23 protein-coding genes are annotated in these 26,876 nt (G+C 45.9%); 7 read left to right on the top strand and 16 right to left on the bottom strand.

Annotation, left to right across the window (positions count from 1 at the left end; translation table 11 throughout):
• Nucleotides 1–48: 48 nt before the first annotated feature.
• Both TSUB_RS07150 and TSUB_RS07145 read right to left on the bottom strand, forming a co-directional pair.
• On the bottom strand, nucleotides 49–2,157 hold the full coding sequence (locus TSUB_RS07150; RefSeq protein WP_087025546.1) for an ATP-binding protein: 2,109 nt from the start codon (nucleotides 2,155–2,157) through the stop codon (nucleotides 49–51).
• Nucleotides 2,158–2,159: 2 nt separating this feature from the next.
• On the bottom strand, nucleotides 2,160–3,794 hold the full coding sequence (locus TSUB_RS07145) for an ABC transporter substrate-binding protein (RefSeq protein ID WP_159065028.1): 1,635 nt from the start codon (nucleotides 3,792–3,794) through the stop codon (nucleotides 2,160–2,162).
• Between the two features lie 262 nt (nucleotides 3,795–4,056).
• On the opposite strand from TSUB_RS07145, the gene TSUB_RS07140 reads away from it, so the two are divergent.
• The 4 genes from TSUB_RS07140 (at nucleotide 4,057) to TSUB_RS07125 (ending at nucleotide 6,804) form a co-directional block, all read left to right on the top strand.
• A complete protein-coding gene (locus TSUB_RS07140) occupies nucleotides 4,057–4,782 on the top strand; it encodes a glycerophosphodiester phosphodiesterase family protein (RefSeq protein ID WP_087025553.1) in 726 nt (241 codons plus the stop codon).
• Nucleotides 4,783–4,845: 63 nt separating this feature from the next.
• Complete coding sequence (locus TSUB_RS07135; RefSeq protein WP_159065029.1) at nucleotides 4,846–5,451, top strand: LON peptidase substrate-binding domain-containing protein; 606 nt, start codon at nucleotides 4,846–4,848, stop codon at nucleotides 5,449–5,451.
• 103 nt (nucleotides 5,452–5,554) lie between these two features.
• Nucleotides 5,555–6,136, top strand: a complete 582-nt coding sequence (locus tag TSUB_RS07130; RefSeq protein WP_246616416.1) for a sigma-70 family RNA polymerase sigma factor — start codon at nucleotides 5,555–5,557, stop codon at nucleotides 6,134–6,136.
• A complete protein-coding gene (locus TSUB_RS07125) occupies nucleotides 6,133–6,804 on the top strand; it encodes a ChrR family anti-sigma-E factor (RefSeq protein ID WP_087025559.1) in 672 nt (223 codons plus the stop codon). The genes TSUB_RS07130 and TSUB_RS07125 overlap by 4 nt, the downstream gene beginning before the upstream one ends.
• A gap of 129 nt (nucleotides 6,805–6,933) precedes the next feature.
• Here TSUB_RS07125 and TSUB_RS07120 read toward each other — a convergent pair whose 3' ends face one another.
• From TSUB_RS07120 to TSUB_RS07090, 7 genes are all read right to left on the bottom strand, one after another.
• Entirely contained in the window at nucleotides 6,934–7,641 is a 708-nt protein-coding gene (locus tag TSUB_RS07120) for a class I SAM-dependent methyltransferase (protein WP_087025580.1), read from the bottom strand.
• Between the two features lie 74 nt (nucleotides 7,642–7,715).
• Nucleotides 7,716–8,900 (bottom strand): hypothetical protein, encoded by a 1,185-nt coding sequence (locus TSUB_RS07115; RefSeq protein WP_246616415.1) that lies wholly within the window; start codon nucleotides 8,898–8,900, stop codon nucleotides 7,716–7,718.
• Nucleotides 8,897–9,580 (bottom strand): ABC transporter ATP-binding protein, encoded by a 684-nt coding sequence (locus tag TSUB_RS07110; RefSeq protein WP_087025582.1) that lies wholly within the window; start codon nucleotides 9,578–9,580, stop codon nucleotides 8,897–8,899. The genes TSUB_RS07115 and TSUB_RS07110 overlap by 4 nt, the downstream gene beginning before the upstream one ends.
• Nucleotides 9,580–10,815 carry an ABC transporter permease gene (locus tag TSUB_RS07105; protein ID WP_221274570.1) on the bottom strand — a complete coding sequence of 412 codons (1,236 nt, stop codon included), beginning with the start codon at nucleotides 10,813–10,815 and terminating at the stop codon, nucleotides 9,580–9,582. Before TSUB_RS07105 ends, TSUB_RS07110 begins: the two co-directional genes overlap by 1 nt.
• Entirely contained in the window at nucleotides 10,805–12,037 is a 1,233-nt protein-coding gene (locus TSUB_RS07100) for an ABC transporter permease (RefSeq protein ID WP_087025588.1), read from the bottom strand. Before TSUB_RS07100 ends, TSUB_RS07105 begins: the two co-directional genes overlap by 11 nt.
• 23 nt (nucleotides 12,038–12,060) lie before the next feature.
• Nucleotides 12,061–12,798 (bottom strand): outer membrane lipoprotein-sorting protein, encoded by a 738-nt coding sequence (locus TSUB_RS07095; protein WP_087025591.1) that lies wholly within the window; start codon nucleotides 12,796–12,798, stop codon nucleotides 12,061–12,063.
• Nucleotides 12,799–12,867: 69 nt separating this feature from the next.
• Nucleotides 12,868–13,554: a TetR/AcrR family transcriptional regulator gene (locus tag TSUB_RS07090; RefSeq protein WP_087025594.1), complete on the bottom strand. Its 687-nt coding sequence runs from the start codon at nucleotides 13,552–13,554 to the stop codon at nucleotides 12,868–12,870.
• A gap of 408 nt (nucleotides 13,555–13,962) precedes the next feature.
• On the opposite strand from TSUB_RS07090, the gene TSUB_RS07085 reads away from it, so the two are divergent.
• A complete protein-coding gene (locus TSUB_RS07085; protein WP_087025600.1) occupies nucleotides 13,963–15,867 on the top strand; it encodes a methyl-accepting chemotaxis protein in 1,905 nt (634 codons plus the stop codon).
• A 59-nt stretch (nucleotides 15,868–15,926) separates the two neighbouring features.
• Here the strand turns inward: TSUB_RS07085 and TSUB_RS07080 are convergent, their stop codons facing one another.
• From TSUB_RS07080 to TSUB_RS07050, 7 genes are all read right to left on the bottom strand, one after another.
• Complete coding sequence (locus TSUB_RS07080; RefSeq protein ID WP_087025603.1) at nucleotides 15,927–16,628, bottom strand: hypothetical protein; 702 nt, start codon at nucleotides 16,626–16,628, stop codon at nucleotides 15,927–15,929.
• Between the two features lie 186 nt (nucleotides 16,629–16,814).
• Nucleotides 16,815–17,612, bottom strand: coding sequence for a hypothetical protein (locus tag TSUB_RS07075; RefSeq protein ID WP_087025606.1), 798 nt, complete (start codon nucleotides 17,610–17,612; stop codon nucleotides 16,815–16,817).
• Between the two features lie 381 nt (nucleotides 17,613–17,993).
• Nucleotides 17,994–18,917: an arginase family protein gene (locus TSUB_RS07070; RefSeq protein WP_087025609.1), complete on the bottom strand. Its 924-nt coding sequence runs from the start codon at nucleotides 18,915–18,917 to the stop codon at nucleotides 17,994–17,996.
• Nucleotides 18,918–19,268: 351 nt separating this feature from the next.
• Nucleotides 19,269–20,405: a GGDEF domain-containing protein gene (locus tag TSUB_RS07065; protein WP_087025612.1), complete on the bottom strand. Its 1,137-nt coding sequence runs from the start codon at nucleotides 20,403–20,405 to the stop codon at nucleotides 19,269–19,271.
• A gap of 124 nt (nucleotides 20,406–20,529) precedes the next feature.
• A complete protein-coding gene (locus tag TSUB_RS07060; protein WP_087025615.1) occupies nucleotides 20,530–21,654 on the bottom strand; it encodes a GGDEF domain-containing protein in 1,125 nt (374 codons plus the stop codon).
• A gap of 70 nt (nucleotides 21,655–21,724) precedes the next feature.
• The gene (locus tag TSUB_RS07055) at nucleotides 21,725–23,164 is read right to left on the bottom strand and encodes a sensor domain-containing diguanylate cyclase (RefSeq protein ID WP_087025619.1); all 1,440 of its coding nucleotides are present in this window, start codon (nucleotides 23,162–23,164) and stop codon (nucleotides 21,725–21,727) included.
• Between the two features lie 4 nt (nucleotides 23,165–23,168).
• Nucleotides 23,169–24,299: an FIST signal transduction protein gene (locus tag TSUB_RS07050; RefSeq protein ID WP_159065030.1), complete on the bottom strand. Its 1,131-nt coding sequence runs from the start codon at nucleotides 24,297–24,299 to the stop codon at nucleotides 23,169–23,171.
• Nucleotides 24,300–24,463: 164 nt separating this feature from the next.
• Between TSUB_RS07050 and TSUB_RS07045 the strand changes: the two genes are divergently transcribed.
• The gene (locus TSUB_RS07045) at nucleotides 24,464–25,273 is read left to right on the top strand and encodes a sterol desaturase family protein (RefSeq protein ID WP_087025624.1); all 810 of its coding nucleotides are present in this window, start codon (nucleotides 24,464–24,466) and stop codon (nucleotides 25,271–25,273) included.
• A gap of 689 nt (nucleotides 25,274–25,962) precedes the next feature.
• Nucleotides 25,963–26,826, top strand: coding sequence for a lipase family protein (locus TSUB_RS07040; protein WP_087017060.1), 864 nt, complete (start codon nucleotides 25,963–25,965; stop codon nucleotides 26,824–26,826).
• The last annotated feature ends 50 nt before the right edge of the window (nucleotides 26,827–26,876 follow it).

The raw sequence follows: 26,876 nt of genomic DNA, 5'->3' as shown, positions 1-26,876 counted from the left end.
ACTTGAGTATATAAATCAGTAATCGAAGCAACGCTCGCAGATGAAGACTTAAGCAACGACCTCAGGTTCAAGACGCGGAATGGCAATTAAAAACTTCGTTCCCACTCCTTCATAGCTCTCACAATGGATTTGGCCTTCTAACGTGACGTTCACCAAGTTATAGACAATATGCATACCAAGACCACTTCCCCCTTGTCCTAACTTGGTAGTGAAAAACGGGTCAAAAATACGCTCTGCAATGGTCGGCGGCATGCCACGACCATTGTCTCGGTAGTCGAGGACAATATCTCCTCCATCATCAAAAATGGAGATACTTATTTCTCCTCCCGTCCTGTCATCAAAGCCATGCAGTACCGAATTCATTACGAGGTTAGTGACAATTTGAGCAAGTGCGCCAGGATTAGAATAGAGCGTGAGTCCTTCCGGGCAATGAATAGCTAAGGTGTGGCACCCTTTTTTCAAATTAGGTTTCAGACTTGCCACGATTTCTTCGACATACTCTTTAATATCAAACGTGCGGTGATTATCTACCGATTGATCAACAGAGACTTGTTTAAAACTCTGCACAAGGCTAGAAGCACGCTGCAAGTTCGTCATCACCAGTTTAAGCCCTTCTTCAGTATCCTCTAAGTAGCTATTTAAGTAGCTCTTACTTAGACGTCCTTCTTGGCAAGCTTTATGAAACTGCTTAAATATCTCTTGCATATGAGATATCGCGGTCACACCGACGCCAATCGGGGTGTTTATTTCATGAGACACGCCCGCCACAAGCCGTCCAAGCGAAGCCATCTTCTCAGTCGCGACCAGCTGCTGTTGAGTCTCTTTCAAATCATCTATGCTTTGAGAAAGCGCAACCGTGCGTTGCTCTACGCGTTCTTCAAGTTCCGCCTTATGTTGTTTCAACGCTTCGTTAAGTTCTGCTAATCGCTGCTCTTGTTGTTTGCGGCGCGTGATATCACGAATGACGACAACCATACCTTGATTATTCTCATCGAGCGCCAATATAGGTGACAGTGTCACCAGCACAATATAAGACTCTCCTTCCTTGGGTTCTAGTCGAGCTTCGTGAGTAATACTGCCTTCTTCACCTTGCATCAACTCAATAAACTGAATAATTCCTATCTGGGTCTCGTCATTCAAGTCATGTAAGACCATGACATCATCAATCTTTTCATTGCGAACAGATTGACCAGTCCACCCATTTAGCTTTGCCGCAACGGGGTTGTACAATTGAATGCAACCGTGCAGATCGACACTCACGAGGCCATCACCAATGGAATTCATGGTGGTCTGTAAACTTTCCTGCTTATTCTTCAAGGTCGACATGACCGTCGATAAACGTTGTACCGTTTTACGAAATGCTGACGCGAGCGCACCCACTTCGTCTTTCGCATGCACGTCAATGTTGACAGACGCACCTGCTGCGAGAAACTCGGTAATGTTTTGCACTTGACGCGATAAGCGCGTAATAGGATTCGTCAGTTTAACTACGAAACAATAAGCCAAAATGAGCCCGACCAGTAGAATCATGAGTAAATTAGCGAGTAGCTTAGAGCCCACGTTGAAAATATGATCGTTAATGTCTTGCGCGCTGATATTCGCAGATACTATCCAGCCCCATGGGTAAAACAACTCAGAGTAAGACCAGTGTGTCTCTTTTGTCTCTTGGCTCCACTTAGCAACCCAGTCATATTCCAGTAAGGTTTCTTCCTCTTTGAGCGCTGCATTCAGAATCATCTCAAACGGAAACTCGGCTTCGGCATCACCTCTCCCCTCCATCAATGACCGCCCTTCCATATGAGGAAAAGCCGGATAGAGCACCGCTTCCCCTTCAATGTTAAGAATGAATATCTGTTTACTCTCCGCAAACTCTAAGTGACGCAGATAGTCCAATATCTTCTGTTTCGCTTCTCGGCGACTGCGAGGGAAGTCAGGGTCACTGCGCCAGCGAGCCTCTCGAATACCGCGCTCATAGTAATCCATCACTGACACGGCGCTATGAACAACAGAACTTAACGTTGATGTCCGCTCTTCTCGCAGACTTTTCTCTAAGGCGGGTATATAGACCCAATAAATGATGGCAATGAGAACCACGCCAGTGAGAAACACAATACTGGCTAACTTAACGCGAATACTGCTCTGCCATTTCACAATCATGCTTATTGATGCTCCAAGGCTTGCTCGAGTTGCCGATAATCAATGGTTTTGCCTCTCTCCTCTTTAAATAAAGGGGGTGCGGATAGTTCGCTGGCATTCAATCGCGACTCATTTAACGTTTCAATCAACTTACTGACAACGTCCCTAGGTGGCGTCAGTTGGGTAATCAAGGTGTTTTCAATTTGCCACCACTGGTCAACGGTGGTCTGGTAGTCATGAATTTCAAGGCTCTCAGTTAACATTGCGTCTTCATCAAAAGTACGCAGCAACTTAACTAATCCGCCTAGCGCCGTATCCAGAGAGGTCGCTAAATCCGAATGCAGCGTACTCTCTCGGACATAGGATTGGGACACTTGAAACTTTTTTAACGCAACCGACTTAGACGTGACGAACTGCATCCACAACCAGACCGCTCGCTTCTTGTCTGGTGTTAAAGATGAAGGCATGGTCCAGTTCCCGCTTAGCCGGTACCCTTTCGCACTGCCATTTTTCCAAGCGGGCCCTTTGGGCAACGGGGCCGTGCGCCAAACTGGGTCGCCATCTCGCGAGGTTACAGGGCTACTGAGAAGTCGATAGGCCTTCACTTTGGGGTAATATGCTGGCGTCCAATACCAACTTTGCGCCACCTTACCCGCGGCCAAATGTCGACCATGTTCTAGCCACGACTGTTGCGTATACTTTTCCGCCAAGTAGTGCTCAAACAGTGATTGCCAAAAAGCCAAAGCATGGTAAACAATGTGATGATCTTCTGTACGTCCCACGCCCTCAGATAGTGCAAGTCCCCAGCTATCTATACCTGACGAGCCCGACAACTGAGTTGAGTCACTCTTCACTAGTCCAGCGATAGCCAATAACCCGCCAGCAAGTCTCGGTAAATGGGTTTGTGTTATTAACGTAAAGTCTGCATGCCCCTCTGCGTCGACTTCCGTATCATTTGGATTCCTTAACGCTCTGCCATGAAAAAACTCGGCAATGTCAGCGTAAGCAGCCCAATTGACTGGCACACCCAGTGGGTAATCATATTGCGCCTCAAAAGATGCCTGAAGTTCAGGGTTACTGAACCAGTCGTATCGGAACCAATAAACGACCGGATAAGAAAAACCGGGAAGTTGCCAAAGCTCACCTTTTGGCAATTGGGAGGCAGAGAGGAAATCAAAATCATCCAAGTCAAGGTAAGGTGATAAGCTCGATTTACCTTCGTTCTTCATATACTGCGTTAACGAGACAAACTTACCTTGTGGGACAAAAGTGCTCAGTAAGTTGCCATCAATAAGAAAGGCGTCATACTCCTCGACCCCTCGCTCTAACTGCGTGTAGAGTCGGGCAATCAACTCTTCGCGATCAACCACATCATAAGTGACAGAAATACCAGTGATTTCTTCAAAGACGCGCGACAGAAACTGGCTTTCATAATACGTAGCTTCGTTCGCTTCACCGACCACATACAGACGCTGATTGGACAACTCAGCCGAGACATCATGAAACCATGTAAACTCTTCTTTGCGCTGCGATAATGAGAGGACCGATGGCTCAAAGGCTTGTGCCCATTTCTGCACCTCGTCACCCTTTTGCTCAAACGCCTCTACGGAAAAAAGAAACCATGACAGCATTAACCCGACACAAACGCTCTGCCGCATAAGAGGCCCTATCCCCAACATGAACAAATATATTCCTTAATAGCATAGACAGAATATGCGTATCAGAAAACTAATCCGCTGATAAGGCTTATACTCAAGCTAACTTAGACAGAGAAGCGCTATACTCAGGTGGCTTCAAATGATGGAAAAGCTGTTTCATCGGGGCTGTCTTGAAAAAACAATGGCATTATTTGTACAGTGAATCCAGCAATGCTCTTAAAACTATGCTCGAAAAACGATGCTCGGAAAGGAGTGGAAAAGCATGAAGCCAAGAATTATTGGTCATAGAGGCGCAGCAGGCACACATCCAGAAAACACGCTCTCTGCGATAAATGAAGCCATTCGGCTAGGCTTGCATTGGGTAGAAGTTGACATTCAGATGACCGCCGACAAGGTACTCATCGTGTGTCATGACTTCACCGTTGATCGTTGTAGTAACGGTCAAGGGCGAGTCGATAGCTTGACACTTGAAGCGCTGAGACGTTTAGATTTCGGACGCTGGTTTCATCAAGACTTTAAAAATGAGCCGCTTCTTACCTTAGAGATGTTGTTGAGCCTGGGTAAACGACATCGCTTGCGTTTAAATCTCGAACTGAAAACCGACCAAACGGACAATCAAATCTTCATCGATCTCGTCAGCCAGCAGCTTGCTCAGTCGACAATGGACCCTGCTCAAATCTTGCTTTCTAGCTTTGACCACGACCTGATCGAAGCCATCGGACAGCGTTGTCCACAATTTAGACGCGGTTTGATCAGCGACCATTTCAACGAAACCTTACTCAATAGACTTGAACAAGTGGGCGCGTTTAGTTGCCACTTAAATTACAGCCATCTCGATAACGTCGCACTCAAACAACTCCAAGATCACGGTTATGAAGTCTGGTGTTACACGGTCAACAACGCCGATGATTTTCCACTTCTCAAAGAGGTCGACGCTATCTTTACTGACTATCCCGCCACTTTTATCAATACTAACTTGCCAACCTAATTTGATCGCCTTTTCTTCCTCAGTCGTAAAACCCCGTAAACAACAAGACTGAGGAAGCACTAAGTGACGTCGTATAACCCCCTGCTCATGATCCCATTAAAGACCTTGGTTTTGCCCAAAGGGCGACTAAAGTTGCGCTTGCCGTCTGAAGCGTTGCGTCACCATATCACAACGATGATGGCGTCAGGGCAGCCTTTGGTCATTGGGTTAATACTGAGGGGCAACAACAGAACACCGCGAAAATTGGCTAATCATGCAACGTTGGCAAAAGTAATTGATTTTTCAGTTGATGAGAATGGGGCTCTCGCCATCATTGTTGAAGGACAACAGCGGGTGAGTTTAGACACGCACTGGCAGGACACAGATCACCTCTTCTGGGCAGAAACATCGCTACAACCTAACTGGGAGCCCATCATGGTTAACGACCATCACTATCGCTATCTACCTGCAAAACTGCAGCAAGTTGCCAGCGCCTATCCTCAACTGTTGAGCCTCTACGACGAGCACCAATTCGATGATCTCAGTTGGGTTTGCCAACGTTGGTTGGAGCTGTTACCTATTGAAGCTGATACCTTGCCAAGCCTTATTGAGCAAGACAACCTATTACCAGCGATGAGCTTTCTCTTTCAGTACATCCCCAAGTACCGTCAACCCATCACCCTGCATTAGACTATAACGCAGCCTTCAGACCTTTTTATCTGATCTTTTTCTGGGCGACGCGCGTATCAAGAGAGTAGACTAAACAATAACTTTAAAGGCGAGCGACGCTGTTATGGAAAGTGATACAGAAACCCCTGCACATGGGTGGAAAGCCGTCATGTTGCGCATCCAACAAGGCGATAGACAAGCATTTAGCCAGCTATTTAGCTATTACGCGCCACGCTTGAAGCACTATGTGTTTAAACACATCAAGGACGAAGAAGTCGCTGCTGAAGTGGTTCAAGAGACGATGTCCAAAGTATGGCAGAAAGCGAATCAGTTTGACCCTGACAAAAGTAGTCCTTCGACTTGGATATATACGATTGCTCGTAATTTAAGCTATGACCTACTTCGCAAACAACAGAGTCAAGGTAAGACCATATCAACGGACGACATCTACCCGCTCGAGGAGCACTACAAGGAGGAACTTTCTGACCCTTACGCACCCGAGCAGGCGTTGATGCAAGCGAAACTCCGACAATGGTTAGAGGTGCTGCCGGACAACCAAAAAGATGTGGTGAAAGCGGTTTATCTAGAGGATATTCCTCAACAGCAAGTCGCTGAAATGTTTGATCTACCGTTAGGTACGGTGAAGAGCCGATTGCGACTCGCCGTTGAAAAATTACGCGTAACTATGAAGGTGAAATCATTATGAAGCGTCATCCTAGTCTCGCCTTATTGAACGCATACGTCAAAGGCGAGTTGAGCGGCCCTCAAGCGCTCTCAATCACAACCCATATTGAATCGAGCCAGTATTGTAAAGATATCGTCTCCGAGCTAGAAATAGCAGCAGCTGAAGAGGCGTTTTCAGCGCCAGATGAGGTGTTAGCGAGCAGTGACGACGATATGCTGGCCGCCATCCTTGCCTTGCCACAAGAGCAAATTGCTAAGCCGCAAGAAGCTGTCGCGGAGGAGCCAGTCACTATTGAAGTTAACGGTAAATCGTTTGCGGTGCCGAAATCATTGCACAATGTCATGCCGAAGCTGCAAGCATGGAAGAATTACGGTGGACGAGTTTATAGCGCATCGTTTGATACTGATGAAAGCGATAAAATGAGCTTACTTTACATAAAAGCCGGTGTGAAAGTACCTCAACACACCCATAAAGGGCTTGAAACAACGCTTATCTTGCACGGCAGCTTTAAAGACGAGGACGGTGAATACCAAGCAGGTGATTACCTTGTTACCGATGGTGAGGTGAAACATACACCAGAAACAACCACTGAGGATTGCTTGTGTCTCATCGTGATGACAGATCCAATGATCTTCACTCAAGGTTTAGCGCGAGTCTTCAACCGCTTTGGGCAGGGTATGTACCCTTAACGCTTGAAGACGACAGTGGTTTCCGTTTGTGCGCTCCAACGGGTGTTACGCGATAACGGGTCTACGTTGTTGCAGGCTTTCGCCTACTTTCCATGGACAAACGGCGCTCAAAAGGCGCCGTTTTTATAATTAAGCCAACGGTTTAAGACAGCGTACAAAGATAAAGTTTGGATTTGTTGATAGATGTCGATAACGTGCTTCGTCTACTTCTTTCATCGCCTCTGCTGGCTTACCTTCAGTGAGGCCTGAAACCAACATGCCTGCTTCAAACACAGATTGCAAAAGACTTGTCAGTGAACGACGATAGAACTGCACCTCGACGGGCTTGCCAATCGTATCCCACTCTTCGACAATACGCTCAACAGAAAAGTAGTTCCCCGAAGGCGAAACTTCAAAATCAACCAAGGGGTGATGGGTAGAGAAAACGAAGATCCCTCCCGGTTTGAGCACTCTTTCAATCGATACCATTATTGGCGACAAATCTTCCAGATAATGCACCGCGAGCGGACAAATTACACAATCGTACTGGCTATCCGCTTCCTGAGGTAAACCAACGGAAAGATCTTGAGCATATAGCAGCACCGATTCCGGTAATCGTGTCCGCGCCACAGCTAACATAGACTCAGATAAATCTATCCCTGTCACGTGCTTCGCACCGCTGTCTAACAAATACTGTATATAAATCCCAGAACCACACCCGAGATCCAGTACCTTTTTATCCTTTACACAACCTAACAGCGCTTGCAGCGAAGGGCGCTCTAATAGCGCGTTATAAATATTGTCTTGTATTGCTTGATCATACTCGCCTGCATAGCGACTATACATTTCACCACTCATGAGCCATCTCTTTTTCTACGATATTCAAGCCAACTGTGAAGGCCTGATTATACTCAAACGCCATGGTTTTACGCTTAATAGCTCCACTTAATTTGAAAATGCACTGACGTGTTCGCTGTTTGCCCAAATGCTGAATCATCGTCACCATCAAAGTGCTGTAACACCACGCTGGAGGTCCAGTTTTCTGAGAGCGAATAGTGACCATTTAAACCGACATAATAAGACCCATCATCATAATATGTTACTGACGTGGTAACGCGACTCAACGGGTTCAGGTCAAATCCCAGATCCGCATAAGCAGTCCAACGGGTAAAGCTCAGTGTTCTCGCGGTCAATGGCAGCGTTGTCTGCTGGGTTTGTACCGCCATCGGGTGGGAAATATACAGCAGGGCTGTTCGCGTCACCCAGTTTCGACGCCCACCTAAACTGTAATCAACTTCCAATGTTGCAACGGTACTTTCCGTCATTGACACCCCCTGCCATTCATCACGGGTCGGCGAAAAATGGCTTATTTCACCTCGAAATCCCGCGCCTTTTACATCCCCCGCAAACCCAGCGCCTAAAGCATGATCTAAGCCCGTTTTACCTATCAGAACCTGCCAATCCCAGCCCCGATTGTTGCCCAAATACCTTACGGCATAGCGATCTAGCTCACTCTTCTTCGCAGGGCTGAATACCCCTTCAACACCGCTGGCAAAACCCAGTTTCTTTGATAGCATCACCGCGTCACTACCGGCACGCTCTTGATAGTCAAAATCATAAATCGAATAAGCATTGAACCAGTCGTTAGGATTCCATAATGTCGCCATGGCCCAGTTAATACGAAACCGCCCTGCCCGTGCTTGCCAATCTTCTTGATGCCAGGTGATATTCAAACGATCGAGTTGGCTATTTAGTACTCGATTATCGTCCTCGATCCAATTTGTTGTCAGGTCAAAGTAACCACCATCAACATTGAACTGTTTCGCAAAGTCAGGGGTATCAAAGCTATCTCCCCAGAGTAGTCGATTCCGCATGCCGAGGTTAAATCGCCAGTTCACCTCTGACCGATACTCAACGTTCAAACGATGGTGAATCATATTATCCTGCTGACGTTGACGCTGTTTCTGCTCTGACAAGGTGTGCATCGCCGTCACATAGCCGTCGAAATCCCACGCTTTTTCTGGTTCCAGACCGGGGATAGCGGCTGCGATATTTGTACTACTTAGTCCACACAGCAACACGAGGAGGAAGCTGTAACCGTGTCGAGCCGATGTCACTGCCTTCTATCCTCTTTTAAGCATCCATGTTCAAACACAATGACACGCTTCGCACGCTTAATGACACGCGGATCATGAGTAGAGAAGATAAATGTGGTTTGCTCCTTCTCATTAAGCTGCTGCATTATATCGAGTAACTCAGAAGTACTTTGCGCATCAAGGTTTGCAGTCGGTTCATCCGCCATGACAAATCGCGGTCTGGATGCCAATGCGCGTGCGACCGCCACTCGTTGCTGCTGCCCCCCAGATAACTTCGATGGCCGCTTATCTTTCTGAGCAGCCAATCCAACTTGGTCTAACAAGGTGTTGGCGCGCTCTTGGCACTCGGCAGCATGTCGACCTTGCAACTGCATCACAAACTCAACGTTTTCTCTCGCAGTAAGCACAGGTAGCAAACTATAGTCTTGGAAAATAAAGCCAATGTTATCGCGGCGGTAAGCAATCAATGCCCTATCATCAAGTTCAGTCAGTACAACATCATCAATGGTGACAGAACCACTTGTGGGCACATCAATCCCACCAAGCATATTCAATAGGGTCGTTTTGCCGGAACCAGAAGGGCCCATAATGGCAACAAACTCGCCTTTTTCAATTGAGAGATCTAAGGACTGCACCGCGTGTACCGGAAAGTCAGTCTCTTGGTTATACACTTTTCTTAACTGAGAAATTTGAATCGTCATTAATGTTTCTCCGCCATCGCGTCTACGGGACGCTGTTTCAAGACTAGCCTTGCGGGATAAATCGCAGCGATTGCTGCAGCAGTGATCACACTGAAGGTCACTAGGCGATAATCAGCTAAGGTCACATGCGGGTAGATGGTCGTATCGGCACCAAAGGCACCCAGCCCCTCCGCTAACGCGCCAAGCGGTAAGCCATGATTGGCGAGATAAGCGCTGACTAACGCACTGACAGACAACCCTAAACCCACCCCCAAGCCCCCCAAAAATGTCGTCTCAAGTACAATCAAGCTGAAGATGCGATGTTTTTGCATGCCGACGGCCATCAACACACCAAACTCACGCGTGCGTTCGAACACCGACATCAACATGATATTGATGATGCCAAACATCATTGCCACAATGAAAATACCGACCATCACTAGCATGCTGACGCCTGTTTGCGACAGTAGCGAGGCCAACAATGGCTGAATCGTTTGCCAATCGCGAATAAGCAATGATGTACCCTCTTGCCTCTCGCGGTGCTCGATAGCAAATGTACGGCTCTCCTCGCTGTCATTGAGCAAAATCGCAATCTCATGAGCCACTTGCCCCTCTTCACCAGCCAATCCGGTTAGGGCAAACAAGTCGCTACGACGCACAAACACTTGCGACTCATCGAAACCACTCGAGGGCGTCGTGAACAAACCCGCAACACGGAACGCCGCCCCTGAGACTTCTCCACTCACATCACTAAAGGTGAGCACCACTTTCGAACCAAGTCGAAGCTTCAAGCGACTTGCCAACAGTTGAGAAATCAATATCGGGTTACGCCCCGTTTCCGGTAGCCATGTCCCCTCTACAAAGCGGCCATGCACTGGGGTCACTTCGGCCTCTCGATGCGCGTCGACACCATTAATTCTCACTCCGCGAGCACTGCGAGCTGAGGCGATCATGCCATTTGCCAGCAATCTTGGTGTCCATGCCAGTACCCGAGGGTCACTCTCTAACCACGCTTCGACTTCTTGATAGTCAGGCAGCACGTCTGACATTGTCGGGTCGGCAACATACGCTTTGTGATGCAGTTGAACATGGCTCGTTTGAAAGGCAATTGCATTGTTCACCATGCTGTGAATCATGCCTTGCATAAAGCCCACCATCAGCATCACACCCACGAGGCCAAAGATCATCGCGCCAAGCATAATGCTAGTGCGAAGTCGATTACGCCATAAATTACGCCACGCCAATTTAATGAGCATGCGCGCCTCCTTTCAAACTACTCACCACATCTAATCGGTAGGCACGCCAGAGTGGATAGAGAAGACACACAACCACAAGCACACTCACGGTGAAAATCTGTTCCGCAAACAAACCAAACGATAGATGCACAGGGACAATGGGCTCCCAACCCATCTCGAGCATCATCTGGGCATTATCTCCTGTAAACTCGATAGGATTGAAATAGAGCCAAGTTAAGATTGGGAGAGCAAGCAAGGCGCCAGCACCCATGCCAATTGCGGCGATCAGGCTCGACTCAAGCACTAACAATCTCAACAACGTGCAACGAACCATACCGGTTGCGAGCATAACTGCAAACTCACGTTGTCGTTCAAGGGTCATCATTATCAGCGTCGCGAATAGTCCAAATCCGACAATGCCGTAAAGCAAGGACATGACGAACGTATTCCCGACCCTATCCAACGTCATTTGCTGCGCCAACTGCGGTGATAAAGACTGCCAATCCCGCACGTTAACACGTTCACCAAAGACGGTTTGCAGCCGTTGAGTTATCGCCGCAACCTGTGCCACAGTGTCAACATGCAGCACCCAGGCAGTGATCTGATCTTCTGTACTAAAAAGCTGCTGTGCCGCGGGTAAAGATAGGTAGACTAACTGTTTATCCATCTCCGGCATCGGGAAGCGAACAATACCAGCAATGGAGTAAAGACCCGCTGCCGTTTGGCCGCGATAACCTTGCCCGTATAACACCAGCTCATCACCAACCTCAAGACCAAAGCTCCGCGCAAGCCCTTCGCCTACCACCGCACTGGTTGTATCATCATCTTGCATGAATGTTCCCGCTATCAAACGGGAGTCAATACCGGAGTAGGCGATTTCTAAAGACGGCGTCATCCCAAAAATCATCGCACCTTTTGAACGTTCTCCCGCAGCCGCCAAGGCAAATGATTCAATACGGGGTAACCGATGTGTCACCGCCGCCTCTTGCAGCGTCGGCGCGATGAAAGCGTCATCCATACTGACAAGGTCATCGATACTATTACTGTCAGCAAAATCTGGATGCTGCAATTGAATCAATCCCGTGTGAAATCGTGCCGAGTTATCAATATTGGCGCTATAAGATCCTTCCTGCAGACCACGCATCAGCAGGACAAGCAGAAGTGTTGTCGCGATGGAACCCGCCGTCAAAAGTGTCCGACGCTTTTGACGCCATATATTTCGCCAAGCAAGTTTGCATAACATGCTCGCTCTCCTTCCCTAAACAGTTAATCGCGCAGTGCTTTCATCTGTTGCTGTGAGAAAAAATCATCGCTAATATCAAAATCAAACTGCGCGGCATGGGTGATCATCTCTGTCTTTTGATCGGGCTTGTCTGCTGGCACCATCTCCATACGTGTCGCAATCAATCGCCCGCCCATCTCCTGAACGTCATAGGTGCTCATGGTATTCACCAGCTCATCAAACTCATCATAAAAGGCAACTTTACGCTGCAAATAAGAGCTCTCTGAAATCCATAACCTGACGCGCGACCAAACCACAGGCGCGTCCTCTTTTGCAAATGCATCAATCACATACATTACTTCCCCATCAAACGCTTCTTTCTCCACTATCTGATGGTGATAGTCCACGACGATGGATGACTGATTGATTAAGTCGTCATTGGTAAAATCCGAACCCATCCAAGACTGCCCAAGCATAGACGGGGCAATTTTCACGACACGCTCAATACTCGGTAACCAGTTCCACATTTCACGGTATCGCTTGAGCGACGCACTGCCTTTGTCTTTAGCTGGCGCGGTAATTAACACCAAAGAGAGATCTTGCCCTTTGGTCCAACTCTTCATGCTCATCGAACGTGTCCAAGTTGGGCGAACAATCTTCATCGTCGACTCGGTATAGCTGGACTCACCACGCATCTGCTGGTCAGAACGTTCAACAACCTCAAAGGCCGTTAATGCTTCATTGGCATGGGCGTTTGCAGTAAGGCAAGTCAATACAAACATCGATACGAGAACTCGCTTAACACGGTATCTAACTCTAAACATCTCTCTCTCCAAACTGATGGATATCCATTACTCAAACCAAACATCAAGTAGATTTAGATCAACGAGAGGCAAACTGCCCTTCGGCGCGTCGAGGACACGCTCAATCGCCTTCTGGCTTGCATCCACTTTCCTTTTTATGTTTTCAATAACGAGCGTGTTGTTCCCTTCTTGGCAAAGGTAAAAAAGAAAGTCTTCATTGAAAGCATTGAGTATCGCGATAACAATCGCAGCGCTCTCTTGCAGAAACTCAACATCAAAATGCCCTTCATCAATCCCTCGTTGAATAAACTCTGTGAGGTATGGGTTAAACGCTGCGGCACTCTTAGCAACAATCTTTTTGGCAAGGAGTACGTTTTCCTCTTTATGCATGACTTGTGCAAATAGCTTGATGCTCTCTTTTTGCTTCAAATCCATCCGGTGTGTTGTCTCTAGCAACGCTTTCCACAATCCAAAGGTCCCTAAACTTTTATCCGCCATGACCGGGACCAATAGCGCATGATACTGCGCAATCATTCCATCCACTAAGGCTTCAAGGACAGCTTGCTTGCTCTCAAAGTGATGATAGAAGGCCCCTTTTGAGACACCAACGCTCTGAATGATGTCATTCACTGATGTCTCTGCATAACCTCGACTAAAAAACAGCCCCATTGCTGCTTGAACGAGTTCTTGCTTTCTTTCCTCGGCGCTTTTTTTAACACGTTTACTTTCTGTCATGACTACCCATTTCAAACCGACCGTCGGTATGTATTGGAAATAGATTAACGCAATCGTTGAGTTAAAACCGTTCAGACTGAGTAATTAATTGTTAGAATCTGTATACAACTGCAGCCAATCCTTGCCAGCGAAAGACACCCAGGGTGATTCAGGTCACATAAATATTAATTCTTTGAACAAGTAGCACATTTTAAAAAAGAGCCATATCACGAAACAACCAGCTGTTTTAACAAAACTTATCATTTCCCCGCCAGCACAAAACTGCCTGTATACCTCACCAGCTTGGTCTTGATAAATAGGAATACCTTGACCACTTTTAAATAGCGGTTTGACTAGAAAAATCCACAATTCAAACCGAGACATCGCTAGGTACTGTTGGCTGGGTAGAACAAGTAGGAAGAGGTCACTATGAATCTGGGTTTTAAAGCTAGAATTTATCTGTGCGTGGGTTTATTGATATCGCTCGCGTTGATCACCCTCATGATCGTCAATGCCTCCATCATGCGTGAAAAAATGGTACAAGGACTAACCCAGTCGACTGCGAATAAACTCGAGTATCATGTCAATGAAATCCAAGCTTGGATGCAGAGCAACTACTTCGCCGTTGATGCTGCCAGCAAGCAGTTTTCGCAGACATTATCTAGCGCTGAAAATCAACTACGTATTGATCTACTCCAAACCACCACACAGTTATCGAATGTGGCTGTTGTCTATGAAAACGGTGAGCAATACGTTTCACTCGCAAGTGGTCAAACAACCCTCACAACCAATCTGCGTACCAGGCCGTGGTACCGCGCAGTAAAAGTTGATAATCGCACCCAAATCAGTGAAATATATAATGATATTGTATCTGGCTCTCAGGTGATCAGTATTGCTGCGCCTCTGATTGAAAATGGCCAGTTTACTGGTGTTTTGGTCGGTGATGTGTTGTTGACAGATGTGATTGAGCAAGTTAATAACATGCGTTTTGCTGGTGGTGCCGCTGTACTCGCTGACCACAATCATGTTCTTTTTGCCAGCGATGACCCTTCCGATATAGGTCGCACCCCTGCGCAAATCAGTCCGGTCTTTGCACCCATTGAAGCGTCGTTTAAACAAAACGAATCAGGTTTGATTTCATTCCCGTATTTGGGTATCGACTTTGATGGCTACCACAAACGTATCCAATTGAGTGCCGACATGTTTTGGACCCTGATGGTCTTCATTGATAAAGAGACGGCCATGACACCCGTCTGGTCAGCGATCAAGTACAGCGCCGGGGTTGGGCTAGGGTTACTTTGTGTTAGTCTGGCAGCCGTTTACAGTGTTATCCACAACGCTTATCGCCCCCTAATTCGCTTGAAAGAAGCGGTGATTGACCTCTCCTCAGGTAAAGGTGATCTCACCCGTCGGCTCGATGCCAATGGTCATGATGATTTGGCACAAATCAGTCAAGGGTTCAATCGATTCATCGCCGACTTGCAAGAGATGATGCAGCATGTCGCGGAGGCTAGCCGCCATATCCACACCGACGTTGATCAACTCTCCGATACTGCAGTTGATAACGAAAAAATGCTTAAATCCCATCAAGGGGAAACTGAACAGGTCGTTACCGCGATAACAGAAATGGCGGAATCAGCAAAATCTGTTTCAGAAAATGTCGCGACTTCTAATCAGCATACAGAATCAGCCAATAGCGAAGCACAAACCTCCGAAGAGATTGTCAGTAATGCTGTTTCAACCGTCTCGTCACTGGTCGCTGATGTCGAAATGATGTCGGATCGTATCCAAGTCATGAACACCGATGCCAACCAAATCAGCGATGTACTGAATGTCATCGAAGAGATTTCCGAGCAAACGAATCTATTAGCGCTCAATGCAGCGATTGAGGCTGCGCGAGCTGGTGAACAAGGGAGAGGGTTCGCTGTTGTTGCCGATGAAGTCCGTGCTCTCGCCGCCCGCACACAACAAAGCACCACCGATATTTCAGCCATGTTGGCGAAACTTCTCGATGGAACAGAAAGCGTTGTCAACGCCATGGAACTCACCAAACAGCAGTGCAAAACGACTGCCGAGAAAACATCTGAAGTGTCAGTAAGCCTCTCAGCCATGCGCGGCGCGGTTGCTGACATCGACATGCTGACCAGTCATATCGCGACGGCAACCGATGAACAAACATCAGTGACCACGGAAGTTTCGCAAAACATGCTCGCCATTCGCGACATTGTCGCTAGTCTCGTGGCCAGTGGCCAACAGACGGTCTCGGTGACCCAGTCACTCGCTCAAGCCAATCAAGACCTCGATAAGATGGTCGCTAAGTTTAAAATTGCTTAACGCTTCAGCATCGTGCGTCACTAGCAACATACGTAAGCGGACTCTGACCGGAGTCTGCTCTAATTGGAATGGCCTGAGCTGCGTTGAGGATAAAAGCCTTTTAAGCCGGAAAGCAGTAATAAGAAAGTCACAAAGCCGACAACGAGTACAACCATATACTGACCAACACTTCTCAAAACAGCTTTTAATACATGCAAGTAGCTATAACTCACCGACAAAGTGTAAGGGAACCGTTTAGATGCGGCGGTAACCGTTAAACGCTGATTCAGCCAATCGATAGAAGAGTTTGTGGCCTCCTGAGTTCGCGAATAGAGTGCATCATCTTCACCTAACAGAAAGAAGTCGTAGTCTGCTGCTGATAATACTGGCTCAATCCACCCACCTAAAACATGCCTGGGATTGACGTAGCCAAATTCCATCAAAGGACCTGTCCGCTTGCCGATAAAGAACGAAGTCTCCGGAAAATACGCTAGGCTCAAACTCGTGCCGATATAGTAGTTATTCACCTTTTTATAGTGCCAGTTTCGCTCTACGCTACTCGTTTTAACATCTCCAAAGATACTGCACACTTGAAGGCTGTCACGAGCGATATACGCAAAGCCCAACGCCCTCAAGTGGTCGTGTCGGTAAACCACATTTTCATAGTAAGAGATCAACTCTTGATTACACTGCGCCGACATCGAGACTTGGCTCAGTTCATTGATCACCTTTTCTATATGCGAATCAATACTATTGCTCGCTTTTTTTAAGTGATGCTCCATTTCCGCTCTCATTTCACTGACGGAGTAATACAGGCCAGTAAAAAAAAGAAAGATTGATAAGGCAAATACGCCGCGATAACTAATTTCTCTTTTATATATTAAATCCATCTGGTTAGGATATGACTAATTGTCATTTATCTCCGCATGCTGTTAGAAATGATTCATCCCACGAATCTATTCTCTGGGTTACTTGCTGTAAATTTCCCTTTTAGCAGAACCAAACTGAATTAAACCAATCACTGCAATCAATGCCACTAGAATAAGCACTGCAATCACCTTAACCAATCGCTGAGCAAACTCTATGATATGTTCGGCTATTATACCGTAAGACATAGAAACGCTGACACTGTATGGATACTTTTCGGAAGAAAAGTCATTGGTAATTTCTCTGTGACTGAACCCATGCCTGCGGCTTGGCTGTGCTTGCGCCGCTCTTGATAAAATTGGGTGAGAACGATCATCTAAATAGAGCCGGATAGACACGGTTTTTTGAAAAGGTTCTAACCAACGACCTAGCATGATCCGTGGGTTCACTATACCTAAGGTTACGGCCTCGCCGTGGTATTGCCCTATAGCAACAGAAGGATCATCTCGATAAGCGGTCACTTTCAAGAGCCCCATAACATAATCGTCTTTTACCGCAAAATGCCAGAAGTTTGAGTCCAACCGCTGACTGTAACTCCCCAACCCCCCACAAAAGTTTGGAAACTCACCTTCTGGATATCCTACCACTATTGAGCGTAAATCTAGACTGGTATATACCTGACGTTGCGCCCTCAAACGAAACTCGCTACTACATACATCTGGCACGTCACGAAAACCTTCAAGTTCAGCAAACATCGCATCTAGACGTTTATCAATTTCCAAGACCGCAACTTCACCTTGCGCATCTATATCTCGCCAACTAAGAAGAACCTGATATAAAGCACCGAGCAGCAATGTATAAAAAATAATAAGTGTAAAATTGACTAACTTTGAACGCATCTATTAAATACTCATTGTTTTTACACAAGCAGCCACACTCGTTAAAACCTTTATGTCGACAACACAAGAAACTTAACAAGTATAGTACGCGAACAATGTAAGATTCACCATCAGTATTAAGAATGAAATGGTACTCAGTTCAAACTTAACAACTTCTATAACTATAACTAATAACCCTGTGAATTGTTCACAAAGAAATATAACCGAGTGTGAATACATTACAGATTAGGTAACTGTCCACCCAGAAGCGATGTTCAAGCGTTAATGCTTATACTCAAGCCACTTCAACGTGAGGGACTTCAAAGTGGCCTAGCATGTCGAAGTCAAGGTAAAGACACCAAGGTAAAGATGTGAAGGATTGACTTTCCCTTTCAAGCACCTTTAACGTCGAAACCCCCATACAGCATCGATTAGTTTAATAACGCTATGTTTACCCACGCCATTATCATCTAGCTCTGGAAGGTATTCGACAATATCAAAGCCAACGCATTTCTCATCTGATGCTAGCCTATGTACCGCCGTTAATGCTTCACGGAGCGTCATTCCACCGACATTCGGTGTCGCACAAGCGCGATGCTCAATACCATCAAGTACATCGTAATCAAAACTGATATAGAAGCGATCATACTCTTGCAGCTTTAACAATAACTCATCAATCACTGCATTGATCCCACGCGCATCTAACGTTTCCATATCGTAGAAATTCGTCTCGTAGCGTTCAACAACCTCTCGCTCGCTCAGCATCAAGTCTCGAAGACCGATATGAAAAAGGTCTTCCATCTTCAATATTGCGCGACTACTTGGCAGCCAGTCTGACGATTTTTCGTTCAAATTGGTCATGATAGCTAAAGGCTTACCGTGTAAGTTGCCACGCGCTTGGCGGTTCAAGTCGCCATGGGCATCAAACCAAATGACGGCAACCCTCTCGTTGTTATCGGACTGGTAGTAATCCAGTGCAGCCTGTACAGAGCCTAATGCAATACTGTGATCGCCACCGATGATGATCGGAAACTGCCCATTTGCATAGCATTGATACGCCGCATCTCGCAACTGCTGCATATAGTGGTTGGCTCCCTTATCAACCTCGCCAGCAACAAGCAGCGACGCCACATTATCGTCAATATGCAGATCCCCGATATCTTCAATATCCGATTGCCAGTTCCGCGTTCTCACGGCAATCCACTCCTCCAAACAATACCAATCATCGCCATCACAGCGTCGAAGAGGCTCTACCGTATTATTTGCTGTGGGCCGATGCGACGTACGATTAAAAGGTGCGCCCAAAATACGGTACTTTCTCGTCATGCTGATCTCCTCATTGGTATTGATGATTCATGTATACTCAAGCCACCTCAAGATGCAGGCTTCAGAAGCAGACTAGCGCATTGAGTTCAAGGCAAAGGTGTGAAGGAATGGCTTTCCCCTTTCGAGCGCCTTTAACGCAGAAATCGGGGCGCTAGTCGCTTCCCGAAGGGCGAGTTTTCTAGGCTTACTGCCAAGCCTTAATATTTTCGCTGAATGAATTGGCACCTTGAAATTACTTGGATAAACAATCAGTGGAGGAAATGCAACTTAGATTAACGTACTAAACGAAGAGATTATTTTAATTTCGGCGGACTTCACGTTAGGAGAAGTAATTGAAAAGCATTAGCATGCTTACTGAACTGACACAAACGGCGTATCGACCACCTCAAGCCGTGTTTTCACGAGGTCCAAATGACCATCTTGCTCAATCGCCAGTTGGCCTCGGCCATTTCGTTTCGCAAAATACAAGGCGTTGTCTGCCGCATTAAAAAGCCGCACTAAATTCCGTCGCTTTGAGTCTGTCGTCATACCAGCGCTCACCCTCACATGAAAATCACGCACCTGCGTTTCTTTGGGTAAGTTAACGGCGGAAATCACATGCTGTGCCACGCGCATAGCTTGCGTAGAGGATGACGATAGCCAGAACAAACAAAACTCGTCGCCACCAAATCGCCCGAATAACCCTTCCGTGGGCATGGCGGAGTTCACACGTCTGACAATTTCTCTTAGCGCATCGTCCCCGGCAGCGTGACCATAGTTGTCATTTATCTCTTTAAAATAGTCTATGTCGAGAATTAACAGCGAATGGTATTGGTCAGTGCCCTTTTCACGCAGTTTCGTTTGAAGTTCATCTTCAAAGAAGTTGCGATTATAGATACCAGTTAATGAGTCCATGTTTGCTTGGACTTCAAGTCGCGATTTATAACGCATCATTCCATCAATAAACTGCTTTGAAGCCAATATTTGAATGACAATGCTGGTGAAAAACACACTAATGTTCATCAAATACTGCTGCGACTGATCAAGAGTGAATAAAGGTTTGGCCTCAACAACCATATTTAAGGCGAAAAATAGTGTTGTAATGCAGAACAGGCTGAACCTCAGCGTGGAGTTCTTTTCAGGCCAAAACAAGAACCCGATGGGATAGGCCAATAGCAATAGCCAACAAAACCCTGTTTCTATACCGTACAAAAAGAGGCACGTAAACGTCACATAAAGTGAGAACACAGAAATGACCCAGACCTTCGCAAGATCATGCAAACAGATTGCATTAAACCCTATGGTCACACCAAACAGGCTTGCCACGATCAACCAAAACGTGAAAGAAAGTTGGGCGCTCATGTCTACAATTGAATATTGAAAAAGCAAGTTCACAGCAATAACGGGAATGGCGACAAGCGCGAGCATGTTGCACACCTTAATAGACTGCGCTTCAATTTCCGCCGATTTATCAGCTCCAATCATCAATAATGACGAAATAACGGCCATTAATGCCTCACTCGCAACGTACAGCTCTACTGCCTATATGGAAGTATAGACTCCATCATTAGAAAGTGTTTAGTTGCTGAGACTAATCTCAATTAGTACTCACACAAAATGAAGCACTATTGCGTCAAACATTTGATTCTTCGTAATTATCACTCACGTTGACCAAGGTGATTATTTTTCCCTCAGAAACAGCTAAGCAACCACGGCCGCTTCTTTTGGCACGGTACAAGGCATCATTACTCGCATTGAACAGTCGCGCTAGGTCTTTTCTTTGACGTTCGGTCGTCAAACCGGCGCTGATTTGCAATGGAAAAAGCTGGTTGTTGAACTCTACCGACGCGAGATTAATGTTTCTTGCTATATGACTCGCGGTTAACACAGCCTCTTCTTCGGTGTCATTCAACCAAAAGAGACAAAATCGATCGGCATACAAGCGGCCAAGCAATACATCTTCAGGTTTCACCGCCAATATACCATCAACCAGAGATGTTAACGCCTTGTCCCCACCTTCATGGCCAAACTGTTCGTTAATCTGCCTAAAACGATCAAGATCGATGACCATCAGGCTATGACACTCATCACTTCCCTTCCAGCGTAAGGCCTCTTTCATTTTAAATTCAAACTGGACTTTACTTAATACCCCTGTCAATTGGTCGGCATCAGCCTCCTCATCCACCATCTCGCGAAACACCGCGATATCTTGAGTAAACTGCCAAGCCATCAATGATAAGAAGAGTGTAACATTGATAAAGGCAAGTAGATTCACAAATTCACCGGGTTGCTTCACCACTGGTTCAATAGAGTAACTGACTAAGGAGCTACCGATAAACAAAACAAGCACAACGGTTAAAACGATGACTCTGAATCTTTGTTGCTCTCTTCCCCAAATTAAAAACAATAGCGGATAGACGACGACAATATTCCAAATGTAATTACCATGACTGGAGAAAATAAATAAATGCGAAGCAAACACCGTCGATGTATAAATACTAATTAGCCATAATTGAGCAATAAAATTCAGGCCAACACCATTAAGCACTAGCGTCAATCCGAATAAAGAGAACAAAGCAAATAGTCCAACCACGGTCAATGGCATAGGCAGATGATAATGAAAATAAAACAGGACAACATTAACCATAAAAGCAGACATCATAACCAAGCTATATAAATTGGTCATTTTGATACCTTGCAATACGGTAGAAGACTTATTGTGTGTTCCTAATGAGAGTACAACCTGAAAGACTGACATGCTACACCTTAAGACAGCATACGACTAATATCAGTATATAACTAATATACCCAAGCCACCTGCGGAGGCATCATGGATTTAGCTTTCTCACCACCTCATTGGAATGAAGTGCCACAACACGGTTTCTACCTTGGTTCTTAGCAAGATAAAGATTCTTGTCGGCAACTAAAATTAAAGGCTCTAATCTCATCACCCCTTGCTCAGTAGAGGAGACACCAAAACTTGCGGTAATATTGACTGATTGATTCTCGCCCACGGCTATCGCATGTCCTTCAATGGCGGCTCTCAACCTTTCCGCTATCCGTGTTGCACTAATATGTGATGTGTCAGGCAAACCAACAATAAACTCTTCGCCACCATAGCGCCCGAAGAGATCTTGGCTGCGCAACTCTTTAAGCACCACGTTGACGGCAGCCACAATGACATTGTCACCCACCGAGTGGCCATAATTATCATTCACCTGCTTAAAGTGATCTAAATCCATCATGATAATTGCACACGCATGGTGTTGATCAGCGAGAAAAACGCTCATCTTCTCATCAAAAGATCGACGATTATAAATGCCTGTTAAGGGATCCGTTGTCGCCATAATGCGCAACTGCCCTTCCATTGCTATTCGATCGGTGATATCTGTGAAGGTCTGAATGATTTGCTCTTTGTTATCGAACATCACTTTGCTTAAAGACAGACTGACCATAAAGCCAACTTCAGATAAGGCTCTCATCGAGACATCTAACGAACAAGCGGATTTTCCGTCAGAGAGATTTTGCAACTGTTCGAAATACTTCGCTCGGTGCTGAGAAATCAATAACTGCAATGCCGGTATGCCCACTAACTCCTGCTCGGATCGCCCCAATCGGTTGGCCGCATACTGATTCACAAGCGTAATACGATAATTCATGTCTAAAATGACGATACCAACGGGTGCCGCATCAATGACGTCTTGCAGTTGCCGTTGAGAGCGTTGCGATTGAATCAACGCCTGGGCCCGCAGTTGCTCGGCGACAAAATGATCAGTCACATCACGGAATGTCAACAACAAGCTCAGTTTATCAATTCGCCGACAACGCACTTCAACAAACACCGACAACTCATCGTTGACGATACGAATCACCGTATCTTGCGAATCCCCGGTCCTCACCACTTGCTTAACAAGTAGGATGAGATTTTCACTATGCTGAATCAAGATGTTATTCGACATGACTGAATCAACCTCAACCTGTCGAAATACGTTTTTCAGCTCGGATGTGATACGGAAATCATTGATGTAAAGGCTCTCACTGATCAGTAAATAGCTATCAGGAATGGCCTGAAGCACCATCTGTAGATAGTGATTTCGGTCATTCAGCTCTTTCAGACTAATATCAAGCGAGCGCTCTAAAATGGTATGAGCTTCGTCATAATCACTGTAGGCCTGACCGACTAAGTCAATCAGGCGCTGCATCTCATTAGAAACAGGCTCATTAGCAAGACCAATGCGCTTTAGCTGTCGCTTCAATAACCGATGCATTGGTTCAAGACTCTTTGAGGGTCGTAATGGTCATGGTTTGATTGTGAAGCTGTGCATGTTCACCCTTGGCATGCGGCGCAATCTCTCCGTAGGAATAGAAACCCGTTAACATGGTCTCTTCGCCAAGCACATCTTGGACGGCCTCTAACTCATCTTCTACCAATTGCTTGAGCACGTGCTTTCTACCGACACAACTAATCAGAAGCGCGACATCGACATCATCACTGTGATGCTGCATAGCCTGTTTGGCCGCACTTTCAGCACCTTCCACCAGCGAATCAACCGTCGCTTTCATCAACTGAACACTTGCCCCTTTTGGCATCTCCCCTGCGTAGTAAATACTCCCTTTCTCCTCATCCAAACCAACCAAAGTGCGGACAACTGAAGAGGCTTTTTCAGGCGAAAACAGCTGCATGGGATACCTCAAGCCAGAGAAAGGCAATCCTTCGCTCAATGCGCCCAAATAATTCTTATAAACAGAGAGCGCTGGCTCCCCATCAAGGGATATCAGCTCGTTATTTTCAGAGTCAGAAATACGTCGCACAGGACCAAATGCAGACCAACCACCACAGGATCCTACCCCGACTTCCAATACATCACTGTATAAGCCTAGTGCAACAACCTGCTGCGACGCTATCACCTCATTGTGCGCCGTCTTCGTTGTCGAGAAGCGGATATCATCGCCCGCTAACCCGCCAGTAAGGAGGACGTCACTTTTCAGTACTTCATGACACCCTCTAACAAGCTCGCTACCATTAATCACGATCCCTTCTGACAGAATGAAAACCGCTTTGAGTCTGCTATCTTCCAACTGACTGATGAGTTCTCGACCAATTTGGCGAAAGTCACTGCTCGGCTCAACAGCAACACTGATTGTCTTGATCTGTGTCTTTTCAAATTCAATAACCGTCACAACAAGTTCATTCTCTAACGCATCAACACCTTCAATCTCGCCTGCCGTGGTCGCCCCAATAATATGTGCCGTAGGCAATAGCTGTCTCAGTCCCTGTATCGCATGCGGATTATCACCAAGATCACCAAATACCAGCGCTAAAGTATGTTCACCGTCCACCCCTTCAAGTTTTGCCCCCAAATGCCACTCATCACTCTTCCAACGGCTTTGTACTACTTTCATGTTTACCTGCCCCCTAAACTGGTAAATTAATTGTAGGTGAAAAACCTTCATATGCAGGGGTTTGTAATAAAAAGGTGGTAATGAGGTCTAACTATATTCAAGCGCCTCTATGCCACTTACGTACATACATTTACGCGGTTTACCTTCACAAGGAAGCGAAAATAATGCATCAATGGATAGTGACTCACGCCGACACGTTAAGACTGGCCTGTTTTCTCTCACTGTTTCTCCTATTTGCAGTCTTAGAAACCTATTTTGAGCGGCGCCGTCCCCATGTAAAGAAAACCCAGCGCTGGCCGGCCAATCTATCGATTGTGGTGCTCAATAGTCTCGTTCTGAAACTCGCCTTCCCTCTCCTCGCTATTGATGCCGCTTACGTCGCGCAACAATACCAATGGGGTCTATGGCATCAGCTCACGTTTTTGCCGCTTTGGTGGGTTGTCATCGTGACTATTTTACTTATGGATATGGCTATCTACTTTCAGCATCGACTCTTTCATCGGGTTCCTTTGCTATGGCGTTTACATCGCGTTCACCATACCGATGTTGACCTCGATGTGACGAGCGGTGCGCGATTTCATCCCCTTGAAATCCTCCTTTCAATGCTGATTAAAATCGGCTTGGTGTTTCTATTGGGCGCCCCCATCATTGCCGTCATACTGTTTGAAATCGCCCTAAATGGTGCGGCGATGTTTAATCACGCCAATATACGCATTTCAAGCAAGCTAGAACGATTGCTGCGCCCAGTGGTTGTCACCCCTGACATGCATCGTATACACCACTCGATTCTCGGTTATGAAACCCATAAAAATTTTGGCTTTTTCTTGAGTTGTTGGGACAGGTGGTTTCACAGTTATGTCGCACAACCAGAACAAGGGCATCAAGATATTGTGCTTGGACAACAAGACTGTAGGAGAAAAAAAGATATGAAACTTGCAGCATTATTACTGCAACCTTTTAAGTATAGAAATTAGTACAAAGATATAATCATCACTGTGGTGTGTTAGTAAATTTCACAAGCGCACATTGTGAAACGACAAAATACAAGCCCGTTGTATTTTCGGTGCCTCTTTCCCGAGTATTAAATAAGTATCATACTAAAAAGCTCATTTATTAATCTTGCCAAGTTCAAACGTTGCCACCTAGGGCGTTTTCCTATAAATATACTTATCATTACTTATGTGAATATGTGCACAATTTATTATCTATTCCATACAAAAACGTGATTTGACTCCCTTAATAACGTAATTGTTAAACTTAACATCTAGCATTGAGGTAATGAAATTTAGTATTGTAGATCTCATAAATGTTACACTTTTCGCACGAATGAATATTGTAAGGGATTCCATGATACGGATGTATGCAAAATTTTCACAAAATCACCCATGGCTTCATGTCCTACTCTTGTTACTCAGTGCTATGGTGTTTTTTGCTAGCACTTTCATGCTCTTAGTAGAAGAACAAATCATGTTTGGTATTGGTTTACTTAGCCTTTGTTTCCCTCTGTTTCTTTTTGCGAAAGCATCAGACTACAGACGAAAGTTTCTTTCACATCAATAAAGTCCGATGTCGTCACAGCGCACGCAGCAGCTCAGAGCTACGTAAATAGTTCACATTTAAGCTGTAGGATGGATCGAATGGCTCGGTCTGAATACTTAATTTTGTGAAAAATCTAAAGCGATACCAATATGAACGCTATGCAATATTGTGTTTGGCTTCTTACCCAACAACGTTTAACCATTTAAAGTACGGTTTTTCCAGACAAGGCAGAACCGATATAAAGGACAGAGAAGGCAAAACAATCATTCGCGTCCTTTGGTCAGAGACCGGCGATGTGATAGTCGTCTTTAAGGGTTCGCATTCGATGAAAGATTGGCTTATCAATGCAGCCATCTTTCCAAAACGTATCTCAATGGGAAAGGACCGCAAAAAAACGGGGTTTGTACATTTTGGCTTTCACTTTCTCCTCTTCCAACCCAGTTTAAGTCCTCCGCTTAACTTTCAACACACCATCAAAGACATCCCTTCGACATCAACCCACGAACTATTGCTTCATCACTATAGCAATGGCGACGAAAAAATTACTGTCTATCAACAACTGAAGGAGGCGCTCGATCCTCTCATCTCGATGGGCAAACGCGTCTCTTTTACTGGCCATTCATCTGGAGGCGCAATGGCTGTGATTGCTGCTGAACTTTTACAGCATCACTACCCCGATAAAATCAAACGCGTCGTCACCTTTGGTCAACCCGCCATGGGCTTTTGGAGTTTTCGTCAGCATTACTCGCTAGAGAAAAAGACATACCGAATCAGTTGTGATGTTGACATCGTGACCTTTCTACCCGGCATCCCCTTTCTGTTTTGGCATGTCGGGAAACTACTTTGGTTACACAACGATAAGATCTACGAAAACATTCCTACCCCTAAACGCCTCTACATGACATTACGAAGCTGGTTATTTAGGCCTATTGCCTACCACTACATGGAAAAGTACATTCGCCGCAAAAACTACTTTGATCACCACTAATAAAAAAGCCAGTCGAAGATGACTGGCTTTGAATGAAAGATGAACCATCA

The sequence above is a fragment of the Thaumasiovibrio subtropicus genome (assembly GCF_019703835.1).
Lineage (GTDB): Bacteria > Pseudomonadota > Gammaproteobacteria > Enterobacterales > Vibrionaceae > Thaumasiovibrio > Thaumasiovibrio subtropicus.
The sequence above is the reverse complement of the archived record's forward strand: the minus strand, read 5'-3'. Positions and strand labels throughout refer to the sequence as shown.

Bases quoted from the DNA above. Each gene is read 5' to 3' on its own strand.
- TSUB_RS07120 (WP_087025580.1), bottom strand. From the start codon at position 7,641: ATGAGTGGTGAAATGTATAGTCGCTATGCAGGCGAGTATGATCAAGCA.
- TSUB_RS07145 (WP_159065028.1), bottom strand. From the start codon at position 3,794: ATGCGGCAGAGCGTTTGTGTCGGGTTAATGCTGTCATGGTTTCTTTTT.
- TSUB_RS07095 (WP_087025591.1), bottom strand. From the start codon at position 12,798: ATGTTTGTATTGACTTGCCTTACTGCAAACGCCCATGCCAATGAAGCA.
- TSUB_RS07090 (WP_087025594.1), bottom strand. From the start codon at position 13,554: ATGACAGAAAGTAAACGTGTTAAAAAAAGCGCCGAGGAAAGAAAGCAA.
- TSUB_RS07080 (WP_087025603.1), bottom strand. From the start codon at position 16,628: ATGGAGCATCACTTAAAAAAAGCGAGCAATAGTATTGATTCGCATATA.
- TSUB_RS07100 (WP_087025588.1), bottom strand. From the start codon at position 12,037: ATGTTATGCAAACTTGCTTGGCGAAATATATGGCGTCAAAAGCGTCGG.
- TSUB_RS07055 (WP_087025619.1), bottom strand. From the start codon at position 23,164: ATGCATCGGTTATTGAAGCGACAGCTAAAGCGCATTGGTCTTGCTAAT.
- TSUB_RS07085 (WP_087025600.1), top strand. From the start codon at position 13,963: ATGAATCTGGGTTTTAAAGCTAGAATTTATCTGTGCGTGGGTTTATTG.
- TSUB_RS07110 (WP_087025582.1), bottom strand. From the start codon at position 9,580: ATGACGATTCAAATTTCTCAGTTAAGAAAAGTGTATAACCAAGAGACT.
- TSUB_RS07050 (WP_159065030.1), bottom strand. From the start codon at position 24,299: ATGAAAGTAGTACAAAGCCGTTGGAAGAGTGATGAGTGGCATTTGGGG.
- TSUB_RS07060 (WP_087025615.1), bottom strand. From the start codon at position 21,654: ATGTCAGTCTTTCAGGTTGTACTCTCATTAGGAACACACAATAAGTCT.
- TSUB_RS07045 (WP_087025624.1), top strand. From the start codon at position 24,464: ATGCATCAATGGATAGTGACTCACGCCGACACGTTAAGACTGGCCTGT.
- TSUB_RS07070 (WP_087025609.1), bottom strand. From the start codon at position 18,917: ATGACGAGAAAGTACCGTATTTTGGGCGCACCTTTTAATCGTACGTCG.
- TSUB_RS07150 (WP_087025546.1), bottom strand. From the start codon at position 2,157: ATGATTGTGAAATGGCAGAGCAGTATTCGCGTTAAGTTAGCCAGTATT.
- TSUB_RS07130 (WP_246616416.1), top strand. From the start codon at position 5,555: ATGGAAAGTGATACAGAAACCCCTGCACATGGGTGGAAAGCCGTCATG.
- TSUB_RS07065 (WP_087025612.1), bottom strand. From the start codon at position 20,405: ATGGCCGTTATTTCGTCATTATTGATGATTGGAGCTGATAAATCGGCG.
- TSUB_RS07140 (WP_087025553.1), top strand. From the start codon at position 4,057: ATGAAGCCAAGAATTATTGGTCATAGAGGCGCAGCAGGCACACATCCA.
- TSUB_RS07105 (WP_221274570.1), bottom strand. From the start codon at position 10,815: ATGCTCATTAAATTGGCGTGGCGTAATTTATGGCGTAATCGACTTCGC.
- TSUB_RS07125 (WP_087025559.1), top strand. From the start codon at position 6,133: ATGAAGCGTCATCCTAGTCTCGCCTTATTGAACGCATACGTCAAAGGC.
- TSUB_RS07075 (WP_087025606.1), bottom strand. From the start codon at position 17,612: ATGCGTTCAAAGTTAGTCAATTTTACACTTATTATTTTTTATACATTG.